Source organism: Nocardia otitidiscaviarum NBRC 14405 (genome assembly GCF_000308635.1).
In the GTDB taxonomy this organism is placed as follows: Bacteria; Actinomycetota; Actinomycetes; order Mycobacteriales; family Mycobacteriaceae; genus Nocardia; species Nocardia otitidiscaviarum.
The window spans coordinates 1-22,494 of record NZ_BAGD01000103.1; the positions used below are offsets into that span (position 1 = coordinate 1).

21 protein-coding genes and 1 riboswitch are annotated in these 22,494 nt (G+C 69.3%); of the genes, 9 read left to right on the top strand and 12 right to left on the bottom strand.

Features of this window, described 5'->3' with window-relative positions; all coding sequences use genetic code 11:
- The 3 genes from ON31_RS22955 to ON31_RS22965 form a co-directional block, all read right to left on the bottom strand.
- Positions 1-1,018: alkane 1-monooxygenase (locus tag ON31_RS22955; protein WP_039816790.1), on the bottom strand; the 1,018-nt coding region annotated here is incomplete at its 3' end.
- Between the two features lie 343 nt (positions 1,019-1,361).
- Positions 1,362-2,054, bottom strand: a complete 693-nt coding sequence (locus ON31_RS22960; RefSeq protein ID WP_029931573.1) for a response regulator — start codon at positions 2,052-2,054, stop codon at positions 1,362-1,364.
- Between the two features lie 157 nt (positions 2,055-2,211).
- Positions 2,212-3,768, bottom strand: coding sequence for a sensor histidine kinase (locus ON31_RS22965; protein ID WP_039816743.1), 1,557 nt, complete (start codon positions 3,766-3,768; stop codon positions 2,212-2,214).
- 120 nt (positions 3,769-3,888) lie between these two features.
- Here ON31_RS22965 and ON31_RS22970 point away from each other — a divergent pair, with 120 nt between their 5' ends.
- The gene (locus ON31_RS22970; RefSeq protein WP_039816792.1) at positions 3,889-5,265 is read left to right on the top strand and encodes a cation:dicarboxylate symporter family transporter; all 1,377 of its coding nucleotides are present in this window, start codon (positions 3,889-3,891) and stop codon (positions 5,263-5,265) included.
- A 141-nt stretch (positions 5,266-5,406) separates the two neighbouring features.
- On the opposite strand, the gene ON31_RS22975 is transcribed toward ON31_RS22970, so the two are convergent.
- The 4 genes from ON31_RS22975 to cofD form a co-directional block, all read right to left on the bottom strand.
- A complete protein-coding gene (locus ON31_RS22975; protein WP_255222221.1) occupies positions 5,407-5,871 on the bottom strand; it encodes a 6,7-dimethyl-8-ribityllumazine synthase in 465 nt (154 codons plus the stop codon).
- A 55-nt stretch (positions 5,872-5,926) separates the two neighbouring features.
- A riboswitch (FMN riboswitch) is annotated at positions 5,927-6,094 on the bottom strand.
- Between the two features lie 227 nt (positions 6,095-6,321).
- Complete coding sequence (locus ON31_RS22980; RefSeq protein WP_039816746.1) at positions 6,322-6,840, bottom strand: NUDIX hydrolase; 519 nt, start codon at positions 6,838-6,840, stop codon at positions 6,322-6,324.
- Positions 6,841-6,868: 28 nt separating this feature from the next.
- A complete protein-coding gene (locus tag ON31_RS22985) occupies positions 6,869-8,224 on the bottom strand; it encodes a coenzyme F420-0:L-glutamate ligase (RefSeq protein WP_039816748.1) in 1,356 nt (451 codons plus the stop codon).
- Positions 8,221-9,180, bottom strand: coding sequence for a 2-phospho-L-lactate transferase (cofD, locus tag ON31_RS22990; protein WP_039816793.1), 960 nt, complete (start codon positions 9,178-9,180; stop codon positions 8,221-8,223). Before cofD ends, ON31_RS22985 begins: the two co-directional genes overlap by 4 nt.
- Positions 9,181-9,764: 584 nt before the next feature.
- On the opposite strand from cofD, the gene ON31_RS22995 reads away from it, so the two are divergent.
- A complete protein-coding gene (locus ON31_RS22995) occupies positions 9,765-10,031 on the top strand; it encodes a WhiB family transcriptional regulator (protein ID WP_169335033.1) in 267 nt (88 codons plus the stop codon).
- A 290-nt stretch (positions 10,032-10,321) separates the two neighbouring features.
- On the opposite strand, the gene ON31_RS23000 is transcribed toward ON31_RS22995, so the two are convergent.
- Complete coding sequence (locus tag ON31_RS23000; protein WP_162836498.1) at positions 10,322-10,801, bottom strand: metallopeptidase family protein; 480 nt, start codon at positions 10,799-10,801, stop codon at positions 10,322-10,324.
- 369 nt (positions 10,802-11,170) lie between these two features.
- Between ON31_RS23000 and ON31_RS23005 the strand changes: the two genes are divergently transcribed.
- From ON31_RS23005 to ON31_RS23030, 6 genes are all read left to right on the top strand, one after another.
- On the top strand, positions 11,171-11,557 hold the full coding sequence (locus tag ON31_RS23005; protein ID WP_029931564.1) for a DUF3499 domain-containing protein: 387 nt from the start codon (positions 11,171-11,173) through the stop codon (positions 11,555-11,557).
- Positions 11,558-11,636: 79 nt separating this feature from the next.
- Positions 11,637-13,013 carry a phosphomannomutase/phosphoglucomutase gene (locus ON31_RS23010; protein WP_039816751.1) on the top strand — a complete coding sequence of 459 codons (1,377 nt, stop codon included), beginning with the start codon at positions 11,637-11,639 and terminating at the stop codon, positions 13,011-13,013.
- Positions 13,014-13,083: 70 nt separating this feature from the next.
- Entirely contained in the window at positions 13,084-14,265 is a 1,182-nt protein-coding gene (locus ON31_RS23015; protein ID WP_039816753.1) for an amino acid adenylation domain-containing protein, read from the top strand.
- On the top strand, positions 14,265-15,491 hold the full coding sequence (manA, locus tag ON31_RS23020) for a mannose-6-phosphate isomerase, class I (RefSeq protein ID WP_029931561.1): 1,227 nt from the start codon (positions 14,265-14,267) through the stop codon (positions 15,489-15,491). Before ON31_RS23015 ends, manA begins: the two co-directional genes overlap by 1 nt.
- A gap of 68 nt (positions 15,492-15,559) precedes the next feature.
- Complete coding sequence (locus ON31_RS23025) at positions 15,560-16,489, top strand: cation diffusion facilitator family transporter (RefSeq protein ID WP_039816755.1); 930 nt, start codon at positions 15,560-15,562, stop codon at positions 16,487-16,489.
- A 74-nt stretch (positions 16,490-16,563) separates the two neighbouring features.
- The gene (locus tag ON31_RS23030; protein WP_039816757.1) at positions 16,564-17,484 is read left to right on the top strand and encodes a cation diffusion facilitator family transporter; all 921 of its coding nucleotides are present in this window, start codon (positions 16,564-16,566) and stop codon (positions 17,482-17,484) included.
- A gap of 49 nt (positions 17,485-17,533) precedes the next feature.
- Here ON31_RS23030 and ON31_RS23035 read toward each other — a convergent pair whose 3' ends face one another.
- Positions 17,534-19,033, bottom strand: a complete 1,500-nt coding sequence (locus ON31_RS23035; protein ID WP_039816797.1) for a phytoene desaturase family protein — start codon at positions 19,031-19,033, stop codon at positions 17,534-17,536.
- A 188-nt stretch (positions 19,034-19,221) separates the two neighbouring features.
- Here ON31_RS23035 and ON31_RS23040 point away from each other — a divergent pair, with 188 nt between their 5' ends.
- On the top strand, positions 19,222-19,437 hold the full coding sequence (locus tag ON31_RS23040) for a DUF4287 domain-containing protein (protein ID WP_039816759.1): 216 nt from the start codon (positions 19,222-19,224) through the stop codon (positions 19,435-19,437).
- A gap of 71 nt (positions 19,438-19,508) precedes the next feature.
- Here the strand turns inward: ON31_RS23040 and manB are convergent, their stop codons facing one another.
- The 3 genes from manB to rfbD all read right to left on the bottom strand — a co-directional run bounded on the left by manB (position 19,509) and on the right by rfbD (position 22,455).
- On the bottom strand, positions 19,509-20,582 hold the full coding sequence (gene manB / locus ON31_RS23045; protein WP_039816760.1) for a mannose-1-phosphate guanylyltransferase: 1,074 nt from the start codon (positions 20,580-20,582) through the stop codon (positions 19,509-19,511).
- Positions 20,583-20,689: 107 nt separating this feature from the next.
- Positions 20,690-21,592 carry a glycosyltransferase family 2 protein gene (locus tag ON31_RS23050; RefSeq protein ID WP_029931555.1) on the bottom strand — a complete coding sequence of 301 codons (903 nt, stop codon included), beginning with the start codon at positions 21,590-21,592 and terminating at the stop codon, positions 20,690-20,692.
- Between the two features lie 11 nt (positions 21,593-21,603).
- Positions 21,604-22,455 carry a dTDP-4-dehydrorhamnose reductase gene (rfbD, locus tag ON31_RS23055; protein WP_039816762.1) on the bottom strand — a complete coding sequence of 284 codons (852 nt, stop codon included), beginning with the start codon at positions 22,453-22,455 and terminating at the stop codon, positions 21,604-21,606.
- Positions 22,456-22,494: the final 39 nt, after the last annotated feature.

The window sequence follows — 22,494 nt, forward strand, 5'->3', positions numbered from 1 at the left end:
CCAGGACGATCATGGTCGCGTACCCCGCCGGGAGTTGCGGAGCCTCGTCGGAGCTGCGCAGGGTTTGGTAGCGGCGGCCGGGGTTGGCGTGGTGGTCGCTGTGCCGCTGGAGGTGGAACAGGAAGATGTTCGTGACCAGGCGGTCGGAGTTCCAGCTGTCCCGGGGTGAACAGCGGGCCCAGTGGCCGTTGGCGCGGCGGCGGCGCAGCAGGCCGTAGTGCTCGACGTAGTTGACCGTCTCGAGCAGCCCGGCCCCGATCACCGCTTGCAGCAGCAGGTAGGGCAGCACCGCCCAGCCGAAGGCGAGGAGCAGCCCGCCGAACAGCACGAGCGTCATGGACCACGCCTGCAGGATGTGGTTGTGGATACTCCACCAGCCGTGTCCCTTTCGGCGCAGCCGGTCGCGTTCCAGGGTGATGGCGGACCGGAAGCCGCCGAATATGCTGCGCGGCAGGAATCCCCACAGCGATTCGCCCATGCGCGCGCTGGCCGGATCGTCGGGGGTGGCCACGCGAGCGTGGTGGCCACGGTTGTGCTCCACGAAGAAGTGGCCGTAGCCCGATTGCGCCAGCGCGATCTTGGACAGCCAGCGCTCCAGGTGTTCGACGCGATGCCCGAGTTCGTGCGCGGCATTGATGCCGATGCCGCTGACGAAGCCGAGTGTGGCCGCCAAACCCAGTTTGTCGGTCAGCGTCAGTTCGTCACCGGCCCACATATAGCAGGCGATGATCAGACCGATGAGTTGGATGGGCAGGAACAGGTAGGTGCACCAGCGGTAGTAGCGGTCGTTGGACAATAGCTCGTAGTCCTCGTCGCGCGGATTGGTGCCGTCCTCTCCGACGACCCAGTCCAGCACCGGAATGACGATGAGCACGATGATCGGACCGATCCACCAGAACACCTCGGAGCCGGTGTGCAACACCAGCTGCGAGGGCAGCAACGCACACCCCGGGGCAATCAACCCCAACACCCACAGGTGGCGTTTCGGATCGGGAGAACCCGAACGTTTGCCAACCATTTGCACGTTTGCCCCGCTAATTAGATACCTTTGGAACTTCGCAGGTAGATATGTACAGACCCTACCGCCGTTACGTCACACGCAGCCGAGCAAAGGTGGCAACGGTTACATGCCAGGCAGTTGGTTGGGGGAGAACCGCCACTGTGATGCCTATAACCGCACATCACAGGCAAACTCGTGGTGAACTCCACTACCTGCGTAACCCCCCTGAGCGAACTCGCAGCCGCACTGCGGTAATCCACCGGACGCAGCAAACCGTACGACCCTCTCATACCAAATTGTTGTGAGCGCAGCCCGGCGCAACGGAGCTGCGAAGGCGCGAAACGACTTTCGCTCGCCGCGCTCACCGACCCCACACATAGCGGACGCGCGGCCGCCCGGTGCGACCATAGTCGGTTTGCCGCCGCACCACGCCGTCATCGGCCAGCCGCTCCAGATACCGCCAGGCGGTGACCCGCGAGACCCCGATGGCCCGCCCCGCGTCTCCGGCCGTCAACCCGGCGTCGGCATCGCGCAGCACCCGGGTGATCTCCTGCAAGGTCTGCGGCGCAAGACCTTTGGGCGTGCCCACCCTGGTATCGGTGGTGCGCAGCGCACCGAAGGCCCGGTCGATGTCCTGCTGCGACACCGCGTCGGTGGTGTCGGGCAGCGCCGCCCGGAACTCCAGGTAGCGCTCCAGCTTGTCGCGGAAAGCCGCGAAGGTGAACGGCTTCAGCAGATACAGCACCACCCCGTGCGCCACCGCCGCCCGCACCACCTCGAGATCCCGCGCGGAGGTGATGGCGATGACATCGGGTCGCCGCCGCGACCGCGCCAGCACCGCGGCCACCTCCAAGCCGCTCATATCGGGCAGCCCGATATCCATGAGCACCAGATCGATCGGCTCATCCGCGCGGGCGGCCTTGGCCACCGCGTCCAACGCCGCGCGCCCGCTGTGCGCCACCGCCACCGGCTCGAAACCCGGCACCCGCGCCACATACGAGCGGTGCGCCGAGGCGATCGCGGGTTCGTCCTCGACCACGAGCACCCTGATCATCGCACGCACCCCGCCACCCGCCACCGCGGCCGCGCGCGCCGCCGCGGCACCGGCGCGCGACCCACCACCGACATCCATTCCGCCGACATCCATCCCACCGAGTTCCTTCCCGTCACCGAGTTCCACCGCGCCCGCGCGGCGCTACCGCGCTTCCCCGTCATCGCTGGAACCTCACGACCACAGCCGATTCCGGCGTGCGCACCGCACGCAGCTCACCGCCGTGCCGCGTCACCAACCGGCGCACCAGGGCGAGCCCGAGCCCGTGATGGTCGGTCTTGGTCGAATACCCGCGTTCGGTGGCGCGGGTGAACACCTCCTCGGACATCCCCGCGCCGCTGTCGGCCACCCGCACGAACAGTCCCTCCGGATCATTGCGCACGGTGACCTCCACCCACGCGTCGTCGTCGCGCCCGACGGCATCGAGCGCGTTGTCGATGAGATTGCCCAGCAGCGTGACCATTTCGTTCGGGGTGAGCGGATCGGTGGACTCGAGCGCGGTGTCACCGCTCACCGTGAGTTCGATTCCGAACTCGGCGGCCTGTTCGACCTTGCCCAGCAGCAGCGCCACCACGGCCGGTTCGGCCACCGCGCCGGTCATGCGGTCGATGAGCGATTGGGTCAACTCCAGTTCGGCGGTGGCGAAGTCGACGGCCTGGCGGGTGTGGCCGAGTTCGACCATGGTGATGACGGTGTGCAGCCGGTTGGCCGCCTCGTGCGCCTGGGCGCGCAGGGCGTCGGCGAAACCGCGCACCGAATCGAGTTCGCCCAGCACATCCCGCAGTTCGGTATGGTCACGCAGGGTGACCACGGTGCCGATGCGCCGCCCCTCACGCTCCACCACATCCTGGTTCACCACCAGCACGTGGTCCGGCGTCACATGCATCTCGTCGCGCACGGCGTCGGATCCCAACTGCCGCAACGACTGCGGCAGATCCGCCCGACGCACCCGCCCCTCCGGCAGCCCGAGCAGCCGCCGCGCCTCATCGTTCGCCACCACCGCGTCCTCGCCCTCGGCGTCGAAGACGAGCAGACCCTCGTGCACCGAATGCAGTACGGCCTCGTGGTGCTCGTAGAGGGCGCGCAGTTCGTCCGGGGCCAGTCCGTGGGTCTGCCGAAGCAGCCTGCGCCGCAACAGCAGTGAGCCGATGGTCGCCAGCACCAACCCCGCCGCCGCGATCCCGAGGATGCCGGGTAACTGATCCTCCACCTGATCGCCGATCCGGGCCCGGGTGACACCCGCCGACACCAGCGCCACGATGCGGCCGTCCCCGTCGCGCACCGGCGTCACCGCGCGCATGGACGGACCCAGGCTCCCGGCGTAGGTCTCGGTGAAGGTCTCCCCCGCCAGGGCCCGATCGATGGTGCCGCTGAACGGTTTTCCGATCCGCCCCGGATCGGTGTGCGTGTAGCGGGTGCGGTCGGGAGCCATCACCACGATGAAATCCATGCCGACGCTGGTGCGAATCCGTTCGGTCACCGGTTGCAGCAGCGCGGGTGGATCGGGGCTGCGCAGCGCCGCCAGGGTGGACGGGGCCTGCGCCAGCGTCACGGCCACATCGATCACCTGACGCCGCGTCGCCTCGTCGCGCTCCCGCCGCGTCTGCCAGACGCCCAGGGCCGTGCCCGCACCGATGACCAGCGCCAACACCACCAGCTGCACCACGAACACCTGACCGGCCAGACTGCGCCGACGGCGCTGGACTCGTCGCTTCACCCGGTGGCCCTTCCGTGAACGTAATGAACGAAACAGTGACCGGCATCACTGCCGCGGCCCATCATTCTGACCGAAAAGTGTGTGAGTGCGCTCACGCAGCGACCGGCGAAGGACATCCCGATGAGCGAAACCGCAGTGCACGGCGAGACGACCGGGCGGCGACCCCGCCGCGACCGCACCCACTGGCTGTACTCGGCGGTCATCGTGGCGGTGCTGGCGGGCATCGTGGTGGGCTGGCTGGCCCCCGGGGTCGGCAAATCGGTGGGTGAGCTGGGCGCCCTGTTCGTGAGCCTGATCAAGATGATGATCGCGCCGGTCATCTTCTGCACCATCGTGCTCGGCATCGGTTCGGTGCGCGCGGCCGCGCGGGTCGGCAAGGTGGGCGGCATGGCCGTCGCCTACTTCCTGCTCATGTCGACGGCCGCGCTGGCCATCGGCCTGGTCGTCGGCAATCTGTTGCAGCCGGGCACCGGCCTGGACCTGTCGGCGAACGCCGGGGCCGCCGCCAAATACGCCGAGGACGCCCACGGCGCCGGCGGCACCTGGGATTTCATCTCCGGCATCGTGCCCACCACGCTGGTGTCGTCGCTGACCGCCGGCAGTGTGCTGCAGGCGCTGTTCGTGGCCCTGCTGGTGGGCTTCGCCATCCAGGCCATGGGTCCGACCGGTGAACCGCTGCTGCGCGGGGTGGCGCTGCTGCAGAAGCTGGTGTTCCGGGTTCTCACCATGATCCTGTGGCTGGCCCCGGTCGGCGCGTTCGGCGCCATCGCGAATGTGGTGGCCCGCACCGGACTCGACGCGGTCAAGCAGTTGGCGGTGCTGATGATCGCCTTCTACCTCACCTGCGTGGTGTTCGTGTTCGGGGTGCTCGGCGTGCTGATGTGGGCCGTGGCCAAGGTGTCGATCTTCAAACTGGTGCGGTATCTGGCGCGCGAGTACCTGCTGATCGTGGCCACCTCCTCCTCGGAGTCCGCGCTGCCGCGGCTCATCGCCAAGATGGAGCACCTCGGGGTGGAACGCACCACCGTGGGCGTGGTGGTGCCGACCGGATACTCGTTCAACCTGGACGGCACCGCCATCTACCTGACCATGGCGACCCTGTTCATCGCCGACGCCATGGGCCAGCCGCTGGCGTGGAGCGAACAGCTGGGACTGCTGCTGTTCATGATCGTGGCGTCGAAGGGCGCGGCGGGGGTGACCGGTGCGGGATTGGCGACGCTCGCGGGCGGGCTCCAATCACACCGGCCCGACCTGCTGGACGGGGTGGGCATCATCGTCGGCATCGACCGCTTCATGTCCGAAGCCCGTGCGCTGACCAACTTCTCGGGCAATGCCGTCGCCACCGTGATGGTCGGCACCTGGACCCGAACCATCGACGCCGGGCAGGTGCGCGACGTGCTGGACCGCAAGCTGCCCTTCGACGAGACCACCATGGTGGACGACCATCCGGCACCCGCACCCGAGCCGGAAGCGAAGAAGACCCTGGTTTCGGCCTGATCTGCCCAACACTTCCCGGGCCGAAACCAGTCGCCGCCGAGACGCACCCCTGGCGAATCGGCGGCCGACGTCCCCGCACCCCATGCCCCCGCAGCCCACAGCGGGCGCGGCAGCGGTGCGGGGACGTCCGCGTCTACCGGGTCAGGACGCCGCGGCGGGCACGCTCACCGTGGCCGCGATGGCATTCGCCAATTCCGTTCCCTTGACCGTGAAGTGGCGCGCGAAATACTCCAGGTGCTCGGCGTGCTCGTGGAAGTGATGCGGGGTGAGCACGGCCGAGAACACCGGCACATCGGTCTCCAGCTGCACCCGCATGAGCGCGTCCACGACGGTGGCGGCCACGAAGTCGTGCCGGTAGATGCCGCCGTCCACCACGAGCGCCACACCGGCGATTCCGGCGTACTCGCCGCTGGCGGCCAAACGCCGGACCCGCAGCGGGATTTCGAACGCGCCGGGCACCTCGATCACGTCGACCTCGGTGAAGCCGTGGTCGGCCAGAGCGATCCGAGCGGCCTCGACGGCCCGGTCGACGATGTCGGCATGCCAGCGCGCGGCGACGAGGGCGATACGAGTGGGTGACATGAGTTTCCTCCTGTTCGCTGTCACCCAGGGCAAGGCGACGCGAACAGGCCCACCCGCGCTCGACGGGAAGGCTGATGCGCCGCGTTCTCTTCCATCCGGACTGTGACCGTCGGCTCCGGAATCACACCGGAATCTGCTGGACCCGCCCGGTCCGTGGACCGTGCGGCGCTCGCGGGCTCGTGCGCACCGGATCGGTCCGGACGCCATTTCCGCCGGTGGGGACTTCCACCCCGCCCTGAGAACGTGTACTCGCCGAACATAACACGGGTGCCGCCGCCCGGAAACCGGCGTGCCCGATGGGCGGGAGCACCGCCGAAATCCCACACCCGTGCGACAGTGCCCGCCGGTTTCACCGCACGGCGGGTGCTCGCCGGGTCCACCTGCCCGCGGTGCCTGGTCCGGGTGCGGCACGGGTGACGAGGGAGCCCAGCACCCGCGGCCGGGTTCGAGATCCTCCACCATGCGGCGGCGCGGTCAGCGCAGCAGGACGTCCGCGTCGTCGGGCAGGGCGTCGACCGGCCACCAGCGCAGGTCCGTGGATTCCGCACTGCGCACCGGGACGGCGCCCTCGGGGGCGCGGATGCGGAAGAGCAGATCCAGGTGGCGGGTGGGGACGCCGAGCGAACAGGTGATGGGGTGGGCCTGCGCGCCGTAGAGGCCGGGCTCCAGGATCAGGTCCGGAATGCCGGATTCCTCGGTGGCCTCCCGGAAGGCGGCCGCCGACACCGTGTCGTCGGCCTCCTCGCAGTGGCCGCCCAGCTGAATCCAGCGGCCCACCTTCGGATGCAGGGTCAGCAGCACCTCACCGCCGTCGTGGGAGAACACCACCGCCGAGGCGGTGATGTGGCCCGGTGCGTGCTCGCGCAGACAGCCGCGCGGGGCCGAGCCCAGGAACGCCAACATGGCCTCGCGCAGGGATGCGTCGGACGCCGTTGGCGGCGACCAGGTTTCGAGCAGTTCGACCGCCGACTTGTGCAGTGACTCCGCGCTCACGCGGGCACCCCCGGCAGTGATCGACGGCTCACAGTTCCACCAGACCGACGTCGGACTCGCGGGGTTCGCGGGGCGCCAACTCCTCCGGCGGGTAGCCGATCGCGATGGCCCCCAGGGGGTTCCAGTCGTCCTTCAGGCCGAGTACATCGCGGGTGAGCTCCGGCGCGAAGATGGTCGAGCCGATCCAGCAGCTGCCGACGCCCCGGGTGGCCAGCGCGACCAGCAGGCCCTGAACGGCCGCGCCGACCGCCACGGTGAACATGGTGGACTCGGCCGCGCGGCGAGTGGCGTCGGGATAGTCGTGCGCGCCGTCGGGCACGCAGAACGGAATGATCACCTCGGGGGCGTCGAAGAGGATGCGGCCCCGGGCGACCCGCCGCTCCACGCGTTCGGGGCTCAGGCCGTCGGTGGTGAGGTCGGCGCGCCACTTCTCCGCCATGGCCTCCAATAGGCGCGTGCGCAGCCCGCGCTCGCGCACCCAGACGAAGCGCACCGGACGGGTGTGGTGGGGAGCCGGTGCGGTGAGAGCGTCCGCGACGGCGGAGCGGACGAGCTCCGGCGGTACCGGGGTGTCGGCGAACTGCCGCACCGAGCGGCGCAGCAGCAGCGCCTCCCGGCGACCCTGGTCGATGGCCTCGGCGGTGCCCAGCCAGAACAGATCCTCCGCGCCGCGGCGCAGCAGATCCGCGGCGGTGGAGCCGTCGTCGCCGTATTCGAATCCGCGCACCACGGCCACGGGCACACCGGCGAGTTTGCCCTTCACCAGATCGGCGGCGGCGGCCAGTTCGTCGGCGACGGCGACCTGGGTGACGTGCAGTTCATTGCCCTGCCCGTCGACCGCCCCGTTGTAGTCGTGCAGCACCCGCAGGCCCGACGAGCCGATGGCGGTATCGGTCTGGCCGTTGCGCCAGGCGCGGCCCATGGTGTCGGTGACCACCACGGCGACCCGCACGCCGAGCCGGTCGGCCAGTGCGGTGCGCAGCGCTTTGGCGCTGGCGTCGGGATCGACCGGGAGCAGCACCAGTTCGCCCTGTTCGACATTGGAGCCGTCCACCCCGGAGGCGGCCTGCACGATGCCGAGCTTGTTCTCGGTGATCAGGGTGCGGCCCTTGCGGGCCAGCACCCGCACCGCCTCCCGCGCCACCAGTTCCCGGCGCGCGGCGTCGCGCGCCTCCGGATCGGTCGGGGCCGCCACGATGCGGCCCTCGACCTTGGCGATGATCTTGCTGGTGACTACCAGGACGTCCCCGTCCGCCAGCCAGGGCGCCCGGGCCGCGAGGGCATCGGCCAGATCGTCGCCGGGGCGGAATTCGGGCAGGCCGTGGACGGGCAGGATGCGCAGTTCGCCACCCACCGCGTGGTCGATCACAGGCTCCGCGCTCACGGCTTGACTCCCGCGATGTCCAGGGCCTCGCGCACCATCTCGGCGGTGGCGGCCGGATCGGTCATGAGCAGCGGCACGCTGCGCACCTCGACGCCCGGCACCGCGGCGGTATCGGTGCTGTGCACCAGCCAACCGTCCAGGATGCCGGTGGCCGAGCGCGCGCCGTAGTGGTTGCCGACGGCTTCGGCGTCGGACGAGACGCCGATCACCGACAGGCAGGCATCGGCCATGCCGCGCAACGGTTTTCCACCGATCACCGGCGCGATACCGACTACCTTGGCGGTGGTGGTGCGCAGCGCGCCGCGAATGCCGGGCACGGACAGGATGGCGCCGATGCTCACGACGGGGTTGGAGGGGGCCAGCAGCACCGCATCCGCAGATTCTATGATTTCCGTCACACCCGGACCTGGTTTCGCCACATCCGCCCCAATAGTCACGAATCCATGGGTCTCTACGTTGGCACGGTAGCGAACCCACCACTCCTGGAAATGGATCGCGCGGCGTTCGCCAGCGTTCTCCGGGTCATCGATTACTACGTGCGTTTCACACCTGTCGTCGGTTGCCGGGAGCAGCGTCACGCCGGGTTGCCAGCGATTGCAGAGGGCCTCGGTGACCGCCGAGAGCGGGTATCCCTGGCGCAGCATTTCACTGCGGATGAGATGGGTGGCGATATCGCGATCCCCCAACCCGAACCAATCGGGCTGAGCCTGATATTTCGCGAGCTCCTCCTTGGCGTTCCAGGTCTCGTTCGCGTGCCCCCAGCCGCGCTCCGGGTCGATGCCACCACCCAGGGTGTACATGCAGGTGTCCAGGTCAGGGCAGATGCGCAGACCGTGCATCCAGACGTCGTCGCCGACATTGACGATGGCCGTCACGTCCGCGCCGGGCAGCAGCTCACGCACGCCCTGCAGGAACCGCGCGCCGCCGACGCCACCGACCAGGACCGCGATCCGCAGGCCGGCGCCGGGCGCGCTCTCCGCTTGTTCTCCAGTCACATCCGCACAGCCTATGCGGTCGCCGCGCGAACCCGCCGCACGCCATATTTGCCGGTCATTTGCTGGTTTGAGTCGCTCTGGTTCGGGTAAAGGGGTCGTGGATGGTAACGGAATAGCTTCGGCGGCTTGACCACCGCCACGCCCGGCGTGTCTAATCACAGGCATGTCATTCCGGGTTCGCGCGAGAGAGCAAGGCGCGGACGGATTTTCGAACAGATGTTCGCACCGGGATGGCGCTAGCTCGGGGATGTCCGCGGGACAACGTCGCGGTGTTGGGCCGTCGGTGGGAACGGCTGTCGACGGATTAATCATTCTGCGCTAACACACAGTGAGGAGGCGGAGCGATGGCCGATGAGCTGGCCCCGTCAGGCATTCCGGGCGGTGTATCGCAAACCGATTCCACAGCAGGCGCAGCACCAGACTTCTGCGCCGACAACCGAATCGGATACGAGGGGGGTGACATGACGACACGGCACCACGGGGGACAGTGGGCCCGCACGCAGATCCAACCGGAAGCGCCACGGCTCAGCCTGATCGTCACCGGAATGGACGACATGCTCGACGCCGTCGCGCGTTCGAGCCGGGAGATGGACGCCGAACAGTGGCAGGAGCGGGCGCTGTGCGCCCAAACCGATCCCGAGGCGTTCTTCCCGGAGAAGGGTGGTTCCACCCGCGAGGCCAAGCGCATCTGCTCCGGCTGCGAGGTCCGCGACGAATGCCTCGAGTACGCCCTCGCCCACGATGAGCGCTTCGGCATCTGGGGCGGGCTCTCCGAACGGGAACGCCGCCGCCTCAAGCGCGGCATCATCTGAAGTATCGCAGCGGAACCCGTTGCATCACCTGAGTTTCCACCCCGCCGCCGAGGTGGCGAGGTAGCACAGCGGGACGAGTAGGCCCCCGGTCCCGTCGCGACCACCGCGACGAGATCCGATGAGGGCGGGCCACTCCCCAGCACTCCAAGATCCCAGCACCCCAACACGATCCGCGCGGCCCCCGAGCCCGCCGCGGCATACGGGTGACCAATCATCCCGAGCGGCAAACCCACTCGTCTCCCCAGCCCGCACGGCACTGCGGGTGACCAACTCTCCCCAAAACTCCCGGACTACTCCGGGGCCGGGTCGATGACGTCCGGGTCCACGCCCAGATAGGTGGCGATCTGCTGGACCAGCACCTCGCGTAGCAGGTCCACCAGGTCGTCGGGGTCGCTGGCGCGCAACTCCAGGGGTTTGCGGAACAGCACCACGCGGGCGCGGGTGGCCACACCGTGGCGGTCCACGCCCGCGGGGATCAACCGGGACAGCGGCACCGGGCCGTCGGCCACCACCTCATCCGGCCAGGTGACCGAATCCGGATGCAGCGGACGGATTTTCGGGACGTCGTCGACCGCGATGTCGAGCTTCGTGAGACGGTCGTGCCAGCGGCCGTCGAGGGGCGCGAACGCCTCCAGCACGAGACGGTCGAACTGCTGGCCGCGAGTGCGCCAAGCCGGAACGGTCGGCGGCAACATCGGCCCGCGCACACCCCGCCCGCGGCGGATCACCGACCGCGCGGTGGGCGGTCGCCTCTTACGTGAACGGGTCATACGATGAATCTACTGTGTCTATTGCCTCCGCTTCGCTCCGGCGGATTCGCGGCTGTGTTCGATCTGCCCTCCGCTGCGCTCCGGGCGGATTCGCGGCGCTGAAGGTCCCGGTTCTTCCCTCCCTCCGCTCCCCCGCTTCGCTCCTCCGCTCCGGTCAGTCCAGAACCGGGACGCGCCGCGAATCGGAGAGTGCACGTAGAGCCAGCCGTGCCACCGATGAGGACACAACGCACCGCAACGGGTGCGCGGGGGGATCGCTGGCAGGAAAGGCCCTGTATGCGGGGGACCCGCCGTAGTGAGACCGGCAACATTGAGCGTGTCTGTCCCCGGCGAGGCGTGAGGGGGGTTACCCTGCTTGGCGTGATTCCCATGCGTCGTTGCTGCCGTCCAGGCTGCAAGAACCCGGCCGTAGCGACGCTGACCTATGTGTACTCCGAGTCGACGGCCGTGGTCGGGCCGCTGGCCACGGTGGCCGAGCCGCACTCCTGGGACCTGTGTGAAACACATGCGTCCCGGATTACCGCCCCGAAGGGGTGGGAGATGGTGCGGCACGAGGGCGGCTTCTCGTCCAGCACACCGGATGACGACGACCTGACCGCCCTGGCCGAGGCCGTGCGCGAAGCGGGGCTACGACGGCGGTCACCGGAACCGGAACAGCCCGGCTACTCCGACTACGCACCCCCACAGCGCACCACCCGCACCGGCCGCACGGGACGCCGCGGTCACCTCCGGGTCCTGCCCGACCCACCGAACTGATCCCCCGATGCGCACTCGACCGGGCGCTGAAGTCGGGCAGGCGGACCAGCACAGGGGTTCTCCTACTAGGGTGTTGGCTATGACAGTCGCCCGGTCTGCCGATTCCGTTCATGCAGTGATCAAGGCGTACGACGTTCGCGGGGTAGTGGGCGAACAGATCGACGCGGATTTCGTCAAGGATGTCGGCGCGTCGTTCGCGCGGCTGATGCGCGAGGAGGGCGCGCGGCAGGTCGTGATCGGTCACGATATGCGCGATTCCTCCCCCGCGCTGTCCGCCGCCTTCGCCGCGGGCGTACAGGCCCAGGGCCTCGACGTGATCCACATCGGCCTGGCCTCCACCGACGAGTTGTACTTCGCCTCCGGCCATCTCGACTGCCCGGGCGCGATGTTCACCGCCTCGCACAACCCGGCCCGGTACAACGGCATCAAACTGTGCCGCGCCAAGGCGCTGCCGGTCGGACAGGACACCGGCCTGGCCACCATCACCGACGAGGTGATCAACGGTGTGCCCGCCTACGACGGCGCGCCGGGCACCGCCTCCGAGCAGGACCTGCTCTCCGCCTACGCGGCCTACCTGCACGAACTGGTCGATCTGAGCGCGTCCCGCCCGCTGCGCATCGCCGTGGACGCGGGCAACGGCATGGGCGGTTTCACCGTGCCCGCCGTGCTGGGCACGCTGCCGCAGTTCACCATCGAACCGCTCTATTTCGAACTCGACGGCACCTTCCCCAATCACGAAGCCAATCCGCTGGATCCGAAGAATCTGGTGGATCTGCAGGAGTACGTCCGCAAGACCGGGGCCGATATCGGGCTGGCCTTCGACGGCGACGCCGACCGCTGCTTCGTGGTGGACGAGAAGGGCGAGCCGGTCTCCCCGTCGGCGGTGACCGCGCTGGTGGCCGAGCGTGAGCTGGCCAAGGAACCGGGCGCGACCATCATCCACAATCTGATCACCTCCAAGGCGGTGCCGGAGCTGGTGGCCGAGCTCGGCGGCACCCCGGTGCGCACCCGCGTCGGCCACTCCTTCATCAAGCAGCAGATGGCCGCCACCGGCGCGATCTTCGGCGGCGAACATTCCGCGCACTACTACTTCCGCGACTTCTGGGGCGCGGATTCCGGCATGCTGGCGGCCCTGCACGTACTGGCCGCGCTGGGCGAGAAGGACCGCCCGATGTCCGAGCTCGCGTCCGCCTATGCAACATATGCGGCCTCCGGGGAGATCAACTCCACAGTGGCGGATGCGAAGGAGCGGACCACGGCGGTGGTCGAGGCGTTCCGCGACCGGGCCGGCTCGGTGGACCGGCTCGACGGCGTGACCGTGCAGTTGCCCGCGGGTGCGTGGTTCAACCTGCGGGCCTCCAATACCGAACCGCTGCTGCGCCTCAACGTCGAAGCCCGATCGCAGGAGGATGTAGACGCACTCGTAACCGAGATTCTGAGCATCGTGCGCGGCTGACTGGAATAGTGGAATCACAGAGCGTGGATTCGCCCGCGGGTGACCCGATGAGGGGAGGTGGCAACGCCCGATGATCGCTGGGACACCGGTTCTGGACCTCGATGACGTCGCCTCGCTGGAGGCGGCCGACTCCGGAGGGACACTGCGTTCCGCCGCGTCGGCGGGTGCGCAGGTGCGCGCCACCGCCGCGGCCATCGACGAGGACATCCTGCGTCGCCTCACCGGTATGCGGCCACGCAGTCTGGTCATGGTGTCCGGTTCGGGCCGGGCGGCCCGGGCGGCAGGCATTCTGATCGCCGCGCTCGGCGACCGCGCCAATCTGCCGGTGGTGCCCGCCACCACGATTCCGCCGTGGGTGGGCCCCCTCGACGTGGTGCTGGTGGCCGGTGACGACGCGGGTGATCCGCGGCTGGCCGAGGCGGTGGACCGGGCGCTGCGCCGCGGCGCCGAGGTGGTGGTCGCGGCTCCGGACGAGGGTCCGCTGCGCGCCGTCGCCGCGGGCCGGGCCACCGTGCTGCCCCCGCGTGTGCCCGTCCTCGACCACAATCGGATGCTGCGCTTCCTGGCGGTCGGCACCGCCGTGCTGACGGCGCTGGACCCCGGTCGCATCGCCCCGCTGGTTCCCGATCTGGATTCGCTCGCCGATCTGCTGGACGCCGAGGCGCTGCGCGGCGGCCCGCAGAACGAGTCCTTCCACAACCCCGCCAAGACCCTCGCCACCCGGATGCGGGAGCGGCGCATCGTGCTCGCGGGTGATTCTCCCGCCGCCATCGAACTGGCCGAGCACGCCGCCGAGGTGCTGCTGGCCACCGCCGGTCAGATCGTGGCCTCGGCCGATCTCGCCGAGGCCGTCGCCGCGCACGCCCGCATGGTGGAGGCCGCCGGGGTGGACGCCCCCGGCTACGACCCGCTGTTCCACGACGAGCAGCTCGACGGTCCCGCCCCCGTGGACAAGGTGCGAGTGTTCGTGGTGACCGCGGATGCCGATCAGGTGGCGGCGCGACGACGGCTGGCCGTCTTCGGCGCGGGCCAGGGTTTGGTGGACGCCGATCTGGTCAATGTCGATGTGGAAATCATGGGCGCGGGATCGCCCGCCCCCGCCGAAGGCCAGGCCGCTCCCGCCGGACGAGGCGGAGAATTGGAACAGCTCGCGGTATTGGCCCTGCGCCTGGAAATGGCCGCGGCGTATCTACGACTACTCGGTTCCCGTCCGGCAACGACGCCGGGACACTACGACGGGGGACACTACTAGTGCACGAACTCGTTGGTGCGCTGCGCTCCTACGCTTGGGGTTCGCGCACCGCGCTCGCTCAGCTGTGCGGCCGACCGGTCCCGTCCGCGCATCCGGAAGCCGAACTCTGGTTCGGAGCACACCCCGCCGATCCGGCGCGCGTGCGCGTCAACGGTCACGATCGCTCGCTCCTGGATCTGCTCGCCGCCGACCCGCAACGCGAACTCGGCTCGGTCGCGGGCGAATTCGACGGGCGGCTGCCGTTCCTGCTGAAGATCCTCGCCGCCGAGGAGCCGCTGTCGCTCCAGGCGCATCCGAGTCTCGAACAGGCACGCGCCGGATTCGCGCGGGAGAACCACACGGGCGTACCCATCGATTCGCCCATGCGCAACTACCGCGACGAGAACCACAAGCCCGAACTCGTGGTGGCCCTGGACCGTTTCGAGGCCCTGGCCGGATTCCGTGACCCGAACGCCACGGTGCGCCTGCTCCAGGCCCTGGCGGTGCCCGAACTCGCCCCCTACGCGGACCTGCTTGCCGCCCAGCCGGATTCGGCGGGCCTGCGCACCCTGTTCACCACCTGGATCGCGCTGCCGCAGAACGCGCTGGCCACCCTGCTGCCCAAGGTGCTCGACGGCTGCGTGCACTACCTGTCCGACCGCGACGCCGGGAACAACGGCGCGCGCAAGGAATTCACCGCCGAGGTGAAGACCGCGCTGGAGCTGGCGGAGGCGTATCCGGGCGATGCCGGGGTGCTGGCGGCGCTGCTGCTCAACCGCATCACCCTCGAACCCGGCGAGGGCCTGTTCCTGGCGGCCGGGAATCTGCACGCCTATCTGCGCGGCGTCGGCGTGGAGATCATGGCGAACTCCGACAATGTGCTGCGCGGCGGACTCACCCCCAAGCACGTGGACGTGCCGGAGCTATTGCGCGTCCTCGATTTCGAACCCCTCGATCTCCCGATCGTCGCGCCGGAGACGGAGGCCGAGGGCGTGTTCCGGTATCGCACGCCCGCGGCGGAATTCACCCTGCGGCGAGTGGAATTGGCGGAGGGCGAACCACCGCTCCCGCTGCCCGCCTCCGGACCCGAGATCGCGCTGTGCACCCTGGGCGCGGTGCGCCTGACCCAGCACGGCCGCTACCTGGAGGTCCCCTGCGGCCGCGCGGCCTGGATCTCCGCCACCGACGGTCCGATCACCGCCCAGGCGATCGACGGTCCGGCACAACTGTTCTGCGCTTCTGTTTGATCACCGCGGCGGTACTCTGAGCCGGGCGATTCGTCAGGGAATCGACAGGCTCCGGAAAGGGACGAACAGTGGCTGCGGGTGGCGGTAGGAAGGCGATCATCGCGGCGATGACCGCCAATGGCGGTATCGCGGTGGCGAAATTCGTGGGCGCGGGGATCACCGGGTCGGCGTCCATGCTGGCGGAGGCCGTGCACTCGGTGGCCGACACCTGCAATCAGGGCCTGCTGCTGTTCGGGCAGCGCAAGGCCGCGCAGGAGGCCGACAACCTGCATCAGTTCGGGTACGGGCGCAACCGCTACTTCTACTCGTTCGTGGTCGCGCTGGTGATCTTCGCGCTCGGTTCGCTGTACGCGCTCTACGAGGGTGTGCACAAGGTGCAGCATCCGGAGGAATTGTCCAGTCCGATGGTGGCCATCGTGATCCTGGGAATCGCGATCGTGCTGGAGACCTTCAGCATGATCACCGCCGTCAAGGAGTCGCGGCCGCTCAAGGGCGATGCCAGCTGGTGGCGGTTCATCCGCACCTCGCGGCATCCGGAACTGCCGGTGGTGCTGCTCGAGGACGCGGGCGCGCTGATCGGTCTGATCCTGGCCTTCGGCGCGGTCAGCATGACCGTGGTCACCGGCGATCCGGTCTGGGACGGTATCGGCACGCTGTGCATCGGTGTGCTCCTGGGCGTCATCGCCATCATCCTCATCGTGGAGATGAAGAGCCTGCTCATCGGTGAGGGCGCGACCGCCAAGGACGACGAGCTGATTCGCGAGCGATTGGTCGACGGCACCCGGATCGACCGCGTCATCCACCTGAAGACCCAGTACCTCGGCCCGGAGGAGCTGCTGGTGGCCGCCAAGGTCGCCATCGTGCCCGGACTGGAGATCGCCGATATCGCCGCCGCCATCGACGACGCCGAGGCACGCGTGCGCGCGGCGGTGCCGATCGCGAAGATCATGTACCTGGAGCCGGACCTGTACCGCGCCACCGCCGACACGACCGTCTGATCGTCGGCGGGCGGACATCCCGCCCGGCGTGTGTCCGCCCGCCGATGCCCGGGGACGTCGTAGCGTAGGAACCCATGTCCACCGGTGGCGGCAAGAAGGCGATTGTGGCGGCGTTCTCGGCGGATGCCGGGATCACGGTCGCGAAGTACATCGGTGCGTTCCTGACCGGTTCGGCGTCCATGCTGGCCGAGGCGGTGCACTCGACCGCCGATACCGCCAATCAAGGGTTGCTGCTGCTCGGGCGGCGGCGTGCGGAGCAGGCTCCCGACGACCTGCACCCGTTCGGGTACGGGCGCAACCGCTACTTCTACTCGTTCATCGTGGCGCTGGTGATCTTCCTGCTCGGCGCGCTGTACGCGATCGACGAGGGCATCACCAAGATCCGGCATCCGGAGCGGCTGGACGATCCGATCATCGCCATCGTGATCCTGCTGGTGGCGCTGGCACTGGAGTCCTACAGCCTGGCCACCGCGCGGCGCGAGTCGGCGGCGCTCAAGGGGCGCACCAGCTGGTGGAAGTTCATCCGCACCACCCGCAATCCCGAACTGCCGGTGGTGCTGCTCGAGGACACCGGTGCGCTCATCGGCCTGCTGTTCGCCTTCCTCGGGGTCGGGCTGACCATGCTGACCGGCAGCGCCGTGTGGGACGGCATCGGCACGCTGCTCATCGGAGGGCTGCTGCTGGTCATCGCGATTGTGCTGATCGTGGAGATGAAGAGTCTGCTCATCGGGGAGGGAGCGACACCGGAGGAGGATCGCCTGATTCGCGCCGGGCTGGTGGACGGGACGCGCATCGACCGGGTGATCTATCTGAAGACCCAGTATCTGGCCCCGGATGATCTGCTGGTCGCCACCAAGGTGTCCATCGTGCCGGGATTGGGGATCGCGGAAGTGGCGGCGGCCATCGACGACGCCGAGGAGCGGGTGCGAGCGGCGGTGCCCACTGCGCGCGATATCTACATCGAGCCGGATCTGTATCGCGCACGGTCGCTCTGAGTACATCCGGGCGAATTCGAGCGCGCCGGGTTCGTTCGCGCCGGTTCGACTACACCGGTTTGCGGTGCAGCCGTTCGGATTCCAGCAGTTCGATGGGATCGGTGTGCAAGCCGAACTCGCGGCGCAGCACATGCCGCACGGCGAGCATGCCGTTCATGCCGTGCACGCCCGGACCGGGCGGGGTGGCCGACGAGCACAGGTAGACGCCGGGAAGCGGTGTGCGATACGGATTCCAGCGCGGCACCGGCCGGAAGACGGTCTGGCGCAGCGTCATCGCGCCCGCCGAGATATCCCCGCCGACATAGTTGGCATTGTGCGCGGGCATGGTGGCGGCGGTGCGCACATGCGAGGCGAGGATCAGATCACGGAAGCCGGGGGCGAAGCGCTCCACCTGGGCGGTGACGGCCTCGGTGAGGTCGCGGGTCGATCCGTTGGGTACGTGCGCGTAGGTGTAGAGCGTGTATTTCCCCGCGGGAGCGCGGGTTTCGTCGACGACGCCGGGTTGGATGGCCAGCACGTAGGGGCGTTCGGCATGGTCGCCGCGCGCCACCGCCTGCTCGGCCGCCACCAGTTCGGCGCGACTGCCCGCCAGGTGCAGGGTGCCCGCGCGATCGCAGCCGACGGCCTGCCAGGGGACGGGGCCGGAGAGCGCGAAGTCCACCTTGCAGGCCGCGCCGCCGTACCGGAAGCGTTGCAGCGCGGCGTCGTAGCGGCCGGGCAGGCGGTGTTCGGCGATGCGGCGCACCTCGGCCGGGGCCAGGTCGAGCAGGACCGCGCGCACGTCCTCGAATTCGTCGATGGAGTCGACGCGGTGGCCGGTGAAGATCTGTCCGCCGTGGGCTTTCAGGTCGTCGGCGAGGGCATCGATGATGGCCTGCGAGCCACCGCGCGGCACCGGCCAGCCGCCCACGTGGGCGAGGGTGCCGAGCAGCATGGCGACACCGGCGGCCGGAATCGCGCGCGGGGGGATGATGGCGTGCCCGGCGACGCCGGTCAGCAGGGCGGGAGCCACCTGTTCGCGGAAACGCAGATTCCACAGCGGAGTCGCCTGTTCCAGCAGGCGTTTGGCGAATCGCAGTTCGATACCGGGATCCAGGCGCAGCAGGCCCAGCGGATCCAGCGGCGGATGCCGCAGATCCGACATGGCCAAGCCGACCAGGTCTTCCCACTTGCGCACCAGCGGCCCGAACAGCCGCCGCCAGCTCTTGCCGTCGCGGCCCAGCCCGTCGACGGTCTGCTCGAGGTCGTGCCAGGCCAGGCCCGCCACCCCGCCGTCCAGCGGGTGTGCGTAGGACACTTGCGGCGCAAGCAGTTCCACGCCGTGCGCGGGTAGGTCGAAGGCGCGGAAGAAGGGTGAGGCGACCGCCATGGGATGCGCGCCCGCGCACACATCGTGGTGGAAGCCCGGCAGGGTGAGTTCGGCCGTACGACAGCCGCCGCCGATCGTCTCCTCCGCCTCGTACACCTGGACATGCAGTCCGGCGCGGGCCAGGATCACGGCCGCCGCCAGCCCGTTCGGCCCCGATCCGACCACTACAGCGTCAGCCATGATCACACTCTAGGCCCCGGCCCGGTGGTGAGCGTCCGCCCGAAAGGTGAATTCTGTCCGGGATCACCCTGATCTGACGGAATCGATCAATCGGGTCGGCGAGCCGGCCGGGCGAAAGCATCGCACAGCGATTAATCCGCGTCCGCCGGTCCGTCATACCTTCCGAACCCCGAGAAGGAGACCCCCTCATGACCGCCAAGCCCCACGGACCGGCATCCTACTTCCCCTCCATCGAGTCCAAGTACGGCCGCACCATGGACGAATGGTTCAGCGCCGTCCGCGAATCCGGCCACACCGGCCACAAGGATCTGGTGACTTGGCTGAAGACCGAACACGGGATGGGCCACGGCCACGCCACGGCCGTGGTCCAGTACCACCTCAATCCGGAGAAGTGGGCGGTCTGAGGATCGACTATGGCGCGGGGCCGCTCACCATGGGTGAGCGGCCCCGCGCCGTCGGATGTCGGACGCCGGTATCAGACGTCTGTGGAGAAGCGGATGCCGCCGTCGGGGAGTTCGACACCCGGCCAGACGCGCGCACCGCGTAGTAGTTCGCAGCGGGCACCGACATTGGCGCCGTCACCGATGACGGCATCGCGGACGAGGGCGCGCGGACCGATGCGGGCACCGAAGCCGATGATGGAGCGTTCGACGGTGGCCCCGGCCTCGACGCAGGCGCCGTCGAAGAGGACCGCGCCGTCCAGGCGGGCGCCCGCGCCGACCTCGGCGCCGCGACCGACGACGGTGCCGCCGATGAGGAGGGCGCCGGGGGCTACGCCCGCACCCGCGTGGACCAGGGATTCACCGCGCTGGCCGGGCAGGGCCGGGGAGGGCGCGATGCCGCGCACCAGGTCGGCCGAGCCGCGGACGAAGTCCTCCGGGGTGCCCATATCGCGCCAGTAGGAGGTGTCCACATGCCCCTGGATGTGCGCGCCCTCGGCGAGCAGGGACGGGAAGACCTCGCGCTCCACCGACACCGGGCGGCCGGCGGGGATCTTCTCGATGTACTCGCGACGGAAGACGTAGCACCCGGCATTGATCTGGTCGGTCGGCGGATCCTGGGTCTTCTCCAGGAACGCCGTGACGCGGCCGGACTCGTCGGTGGGCACACAGCCGAAGGCACGCGGGTCGCCGACCCGGACCAGGTGCAGGGTCACATCGGCATTGGTGGAGTGGTGGGTCTCCAGCACCGCGCCCAGATCGGTGCCGCCCAGCACGTCACCGTTGAACACCATCACGGTGTCGGCGCGCAGCTTGGGCAGCACATTGCGAATGCCGCCGCCGGTGCCGAGCGGTTCGGTCTCGGTGACGTATTCGATCTCCAGCCCGAAGTCGGAGCCGTCACCGAAATGTTCCTCGAAGACCTCGGCCTTGTAGGAGGTGCCGAGTACCACGTGGTGGATTCCGGCGTCCGCGATGCGGGCCAGCAGATGCTGGAGGAACGGCAGACCGGCCGTGGGCAGCATCGGCTTGGGTGCCGACAGGGTCAGCGGACGCAAGCGCGTCCCCTGGCCTCCGACCAGGATCACCGCATCCGTTCCGTTCGCCATCTTCTCCCCTGTATCAGGTCGTCTTTCGGTCGCGTCGGCGCATGCCGAGGCCGAGCTGTCCGGCCGCGCACACCGCGCGGCCGGGTCATTGTGCCTGAGCGGACCGCTCAGTTCGTACCGGCCGCGCGGTCGCGCTCGCGCAGAGCGGATCGAACCGCAAGCCTGCACCGAATGGCAAGTCCGGCCTTGAGCGCCCCCCGCAGCGGCGCCTGCCACCAGTGTGGATGCCGGTCGGCCTGGAATCGGTAGGCGCTGGCGTGGTGGGCGGGCAGCATGGCCTCGGGGTGCTTGCCGGCGGCGTGGCCCTTGGCGTGCGTGACCTCGGCCGATGGCACGAATACATTGTGCCAGCCCGCCTTGCCCATGCGGTCGCCGAAGTCCACGTCCTCCATGTACATGAAGTACCGGGAGTCGAAGCCGTCGATGGCGTCGAAGGCGGCGCGGCGCACCAGCAGGCACGAACCGGACAGCCAGCCCACCGCCCGCTCGGAGATCTCCTCGTTGTCCTGCCGGTAGCGCAGGGTCCACGGGTTGGACGGCCACAGCGTGCCGAGAATGGCGTGACCCGCGCCGTCGGCCAGGCCGGGCACCCGCCGCGCGGACGGGTACACGCTGCCGTCGGGCTCGCGCACCATGGGTCCGAGCGCTCCGGCGCGCGGCCAGCGCTTGGCGACGGCCAGCAGCTCGTCGATGGAATCGGTACCCCACCGGATATCCGGGTTGGCGATGACGATGAACTCGATCTCCGGATCGATCTCGGCGACGGCGCGGTTGATGGCGCCGCCGTAGCCGATATTGCCGCCGGTGCGTAGCAGTCGCACATGTTCGTTGGCGTCGGCGACCAGTTCGGGCACGCCGTCGTTCGATCCGTTGTCGGCCAGGATGACCTGGGGCTTCTCGCTGGTGGCGGTGGCGAGGGTACTGATGAAGTGCTCGAGGTGCTCACCGGGCGAGTAGGTCACCGTGACGACGGCCAGTGTCGGCCGTCCGACTGAATCCGAGGGGCTCACGGGCGACCAGCCTAGTCGGAAGCGGCGGCGAGCGCGTCGTTCAGCGCATCCTGCCAGGGGCGCAGTGGCGACAGCCCGGCCGCGGTCCAGGACGCCGTGGACAGCACCGAATATGCCGGGCGCGGAGCGGGTCTCGGGAAAGCCGAGGTCGAGCAGGGCCGGACCCGGTCCGGATCGGCTCCGATACCCGCGAACACCGCCCGCGCCAGATCGAACCAACTGGCCTGTCCCGTGTTGGCGGCGTGCAGAATTCGCGGCGCGTCGGGTTGTTCGGCGAGTTCGACGAGCGCCGCCGCGAGATCGGGTGCGTAGGTGGGCGAACCGATCTGATCGTCCACCACGTCGACGGTCTCCCGCTCCCGCTCCAGACGGCGCATGGTGGCGACGAAATCGCTGCCCGCCCCGGTGTACACCCAGGCGGTGCGCACGATATGTCCGGTGTCGGGGAGCAGATCCGCCACCGCCCGTTCCCCCGCCAGCTTGGATTTGCCGTACACCGAGGTCGGCCCGGTGGGGTCGGCGGTCTCGTACGGCCGCGACCCGGTGCCCGGGAACACATAGTCGGTGGAGACGTGGATGAGCCGCGCCCCGACCTCCCCGCACGCCACCGCCAGCGCCATCGGCCCGCGGGCATTGACGGCGCAGGCCGCGTCGATATCGGTTTCGGCCCGGTCCACGGCCGTGTAGGCGGCGCAGTTGATCACCACATCGCCGGACCGCAGCGCGGCGCGCACCGCGTCCAGATCGGTGATGTCCAGGTCGGCGTGCGTGTAGCCGCGGGCGGCGGGTGCGAGGTCGAGCAGCGCACGGCCCAACTGACCCCGCGCCCCGGTCACCACCAGCCGCCCGGTGACAGCTGTCACGGAGGGGAGAGTCACGCCGGTCAGTCTGGCATGCCGTGC

What these genes read in the sequence shown, in the direction of transcription:
- ON31_RS22960 (WP_029931573.1), bottom strand. Translation starts at nt 2,054, where the DNA reads ATGATCAGGGTGCTCGTGGTCGAGGACGAACCCGCGATCGCCTCGGCG.
- ON31_RS22970 (WP_039816792.1), top strand. Translation starts at nt 3,889, where the DNA reads ATGAGCGAAACCGCAGTGCACGGCGAGACGACCGGGCGGCGACCCCGC.
- ON31_RS22995 (WP_169335033.1), top strand. Translation starts at nt 9,765, where the DNA reads ATGGACGACATGCTCGACGCCGTCGCGCGTTCGAGCCGGGAGATGGAC.
- ON31_RS23000 (WP_162836498.1), bottom strand. Translation starts at nt 10,801, where the DNA reads ATGACCCGTTCACGTAAGAGGCGACCGCCCACCGCGCGGTCGGTGATC.
- ON31_RS23005 (WP_029931564.1), top strand. Translation starts at nt 11,171, where the DNA reads ATGCGTCGTTGCTGCCGTCCAGGCTGCAAGAACCCGGCCGTAGCGACG.
- ON31_RS23010 (WP_039816751.1), top strand. Translation starts at nt 11,637, where the DNA reads ATGACAGTCGCCCGGTCTGCCGATTCCGTTCATGCAGTGATCAAGGCG.
- ON31_RS23015 (WP_039816753.1), top strand. Translation starts at nt 13,084, where the DNA reads ATGATCGCTGGGACACCGGTTCTGGACCTCGATGACGTCGCCTCGCTG.
- ON31_RS23030 (WP_039816757.1), top strand. Translation starts at nt 16,564, where the DNA reads ATGTCCACCGGTGGCGGCAAGAAGGCGATTGTGGCGGCGTTCTCGGCG.
- ON31_RS23035 (WP_039816797.1), bottom strand. Translation starts at nt 19,033, where the DNA reads ATGGCTGACGCTGTAGTGGTCGGATCGGGGCCGAACGGGCTGGCGGCG.
- ON31_RS23040 (WP_039816759.1), top strand. Translation starts at nt 19,222, where the DNA reads ATGACCGCCAAGCCCCACGGACCGGCATCCTACTTCCCCTCCATCGAG.
- manB (WP_039816760.1), bottom strand. Translation starts at nt 20,582, where the DNA reads ATGGCGAACGGAACGGATGCGGTGATCCTGGTCGGAGGCCAGGGGACG.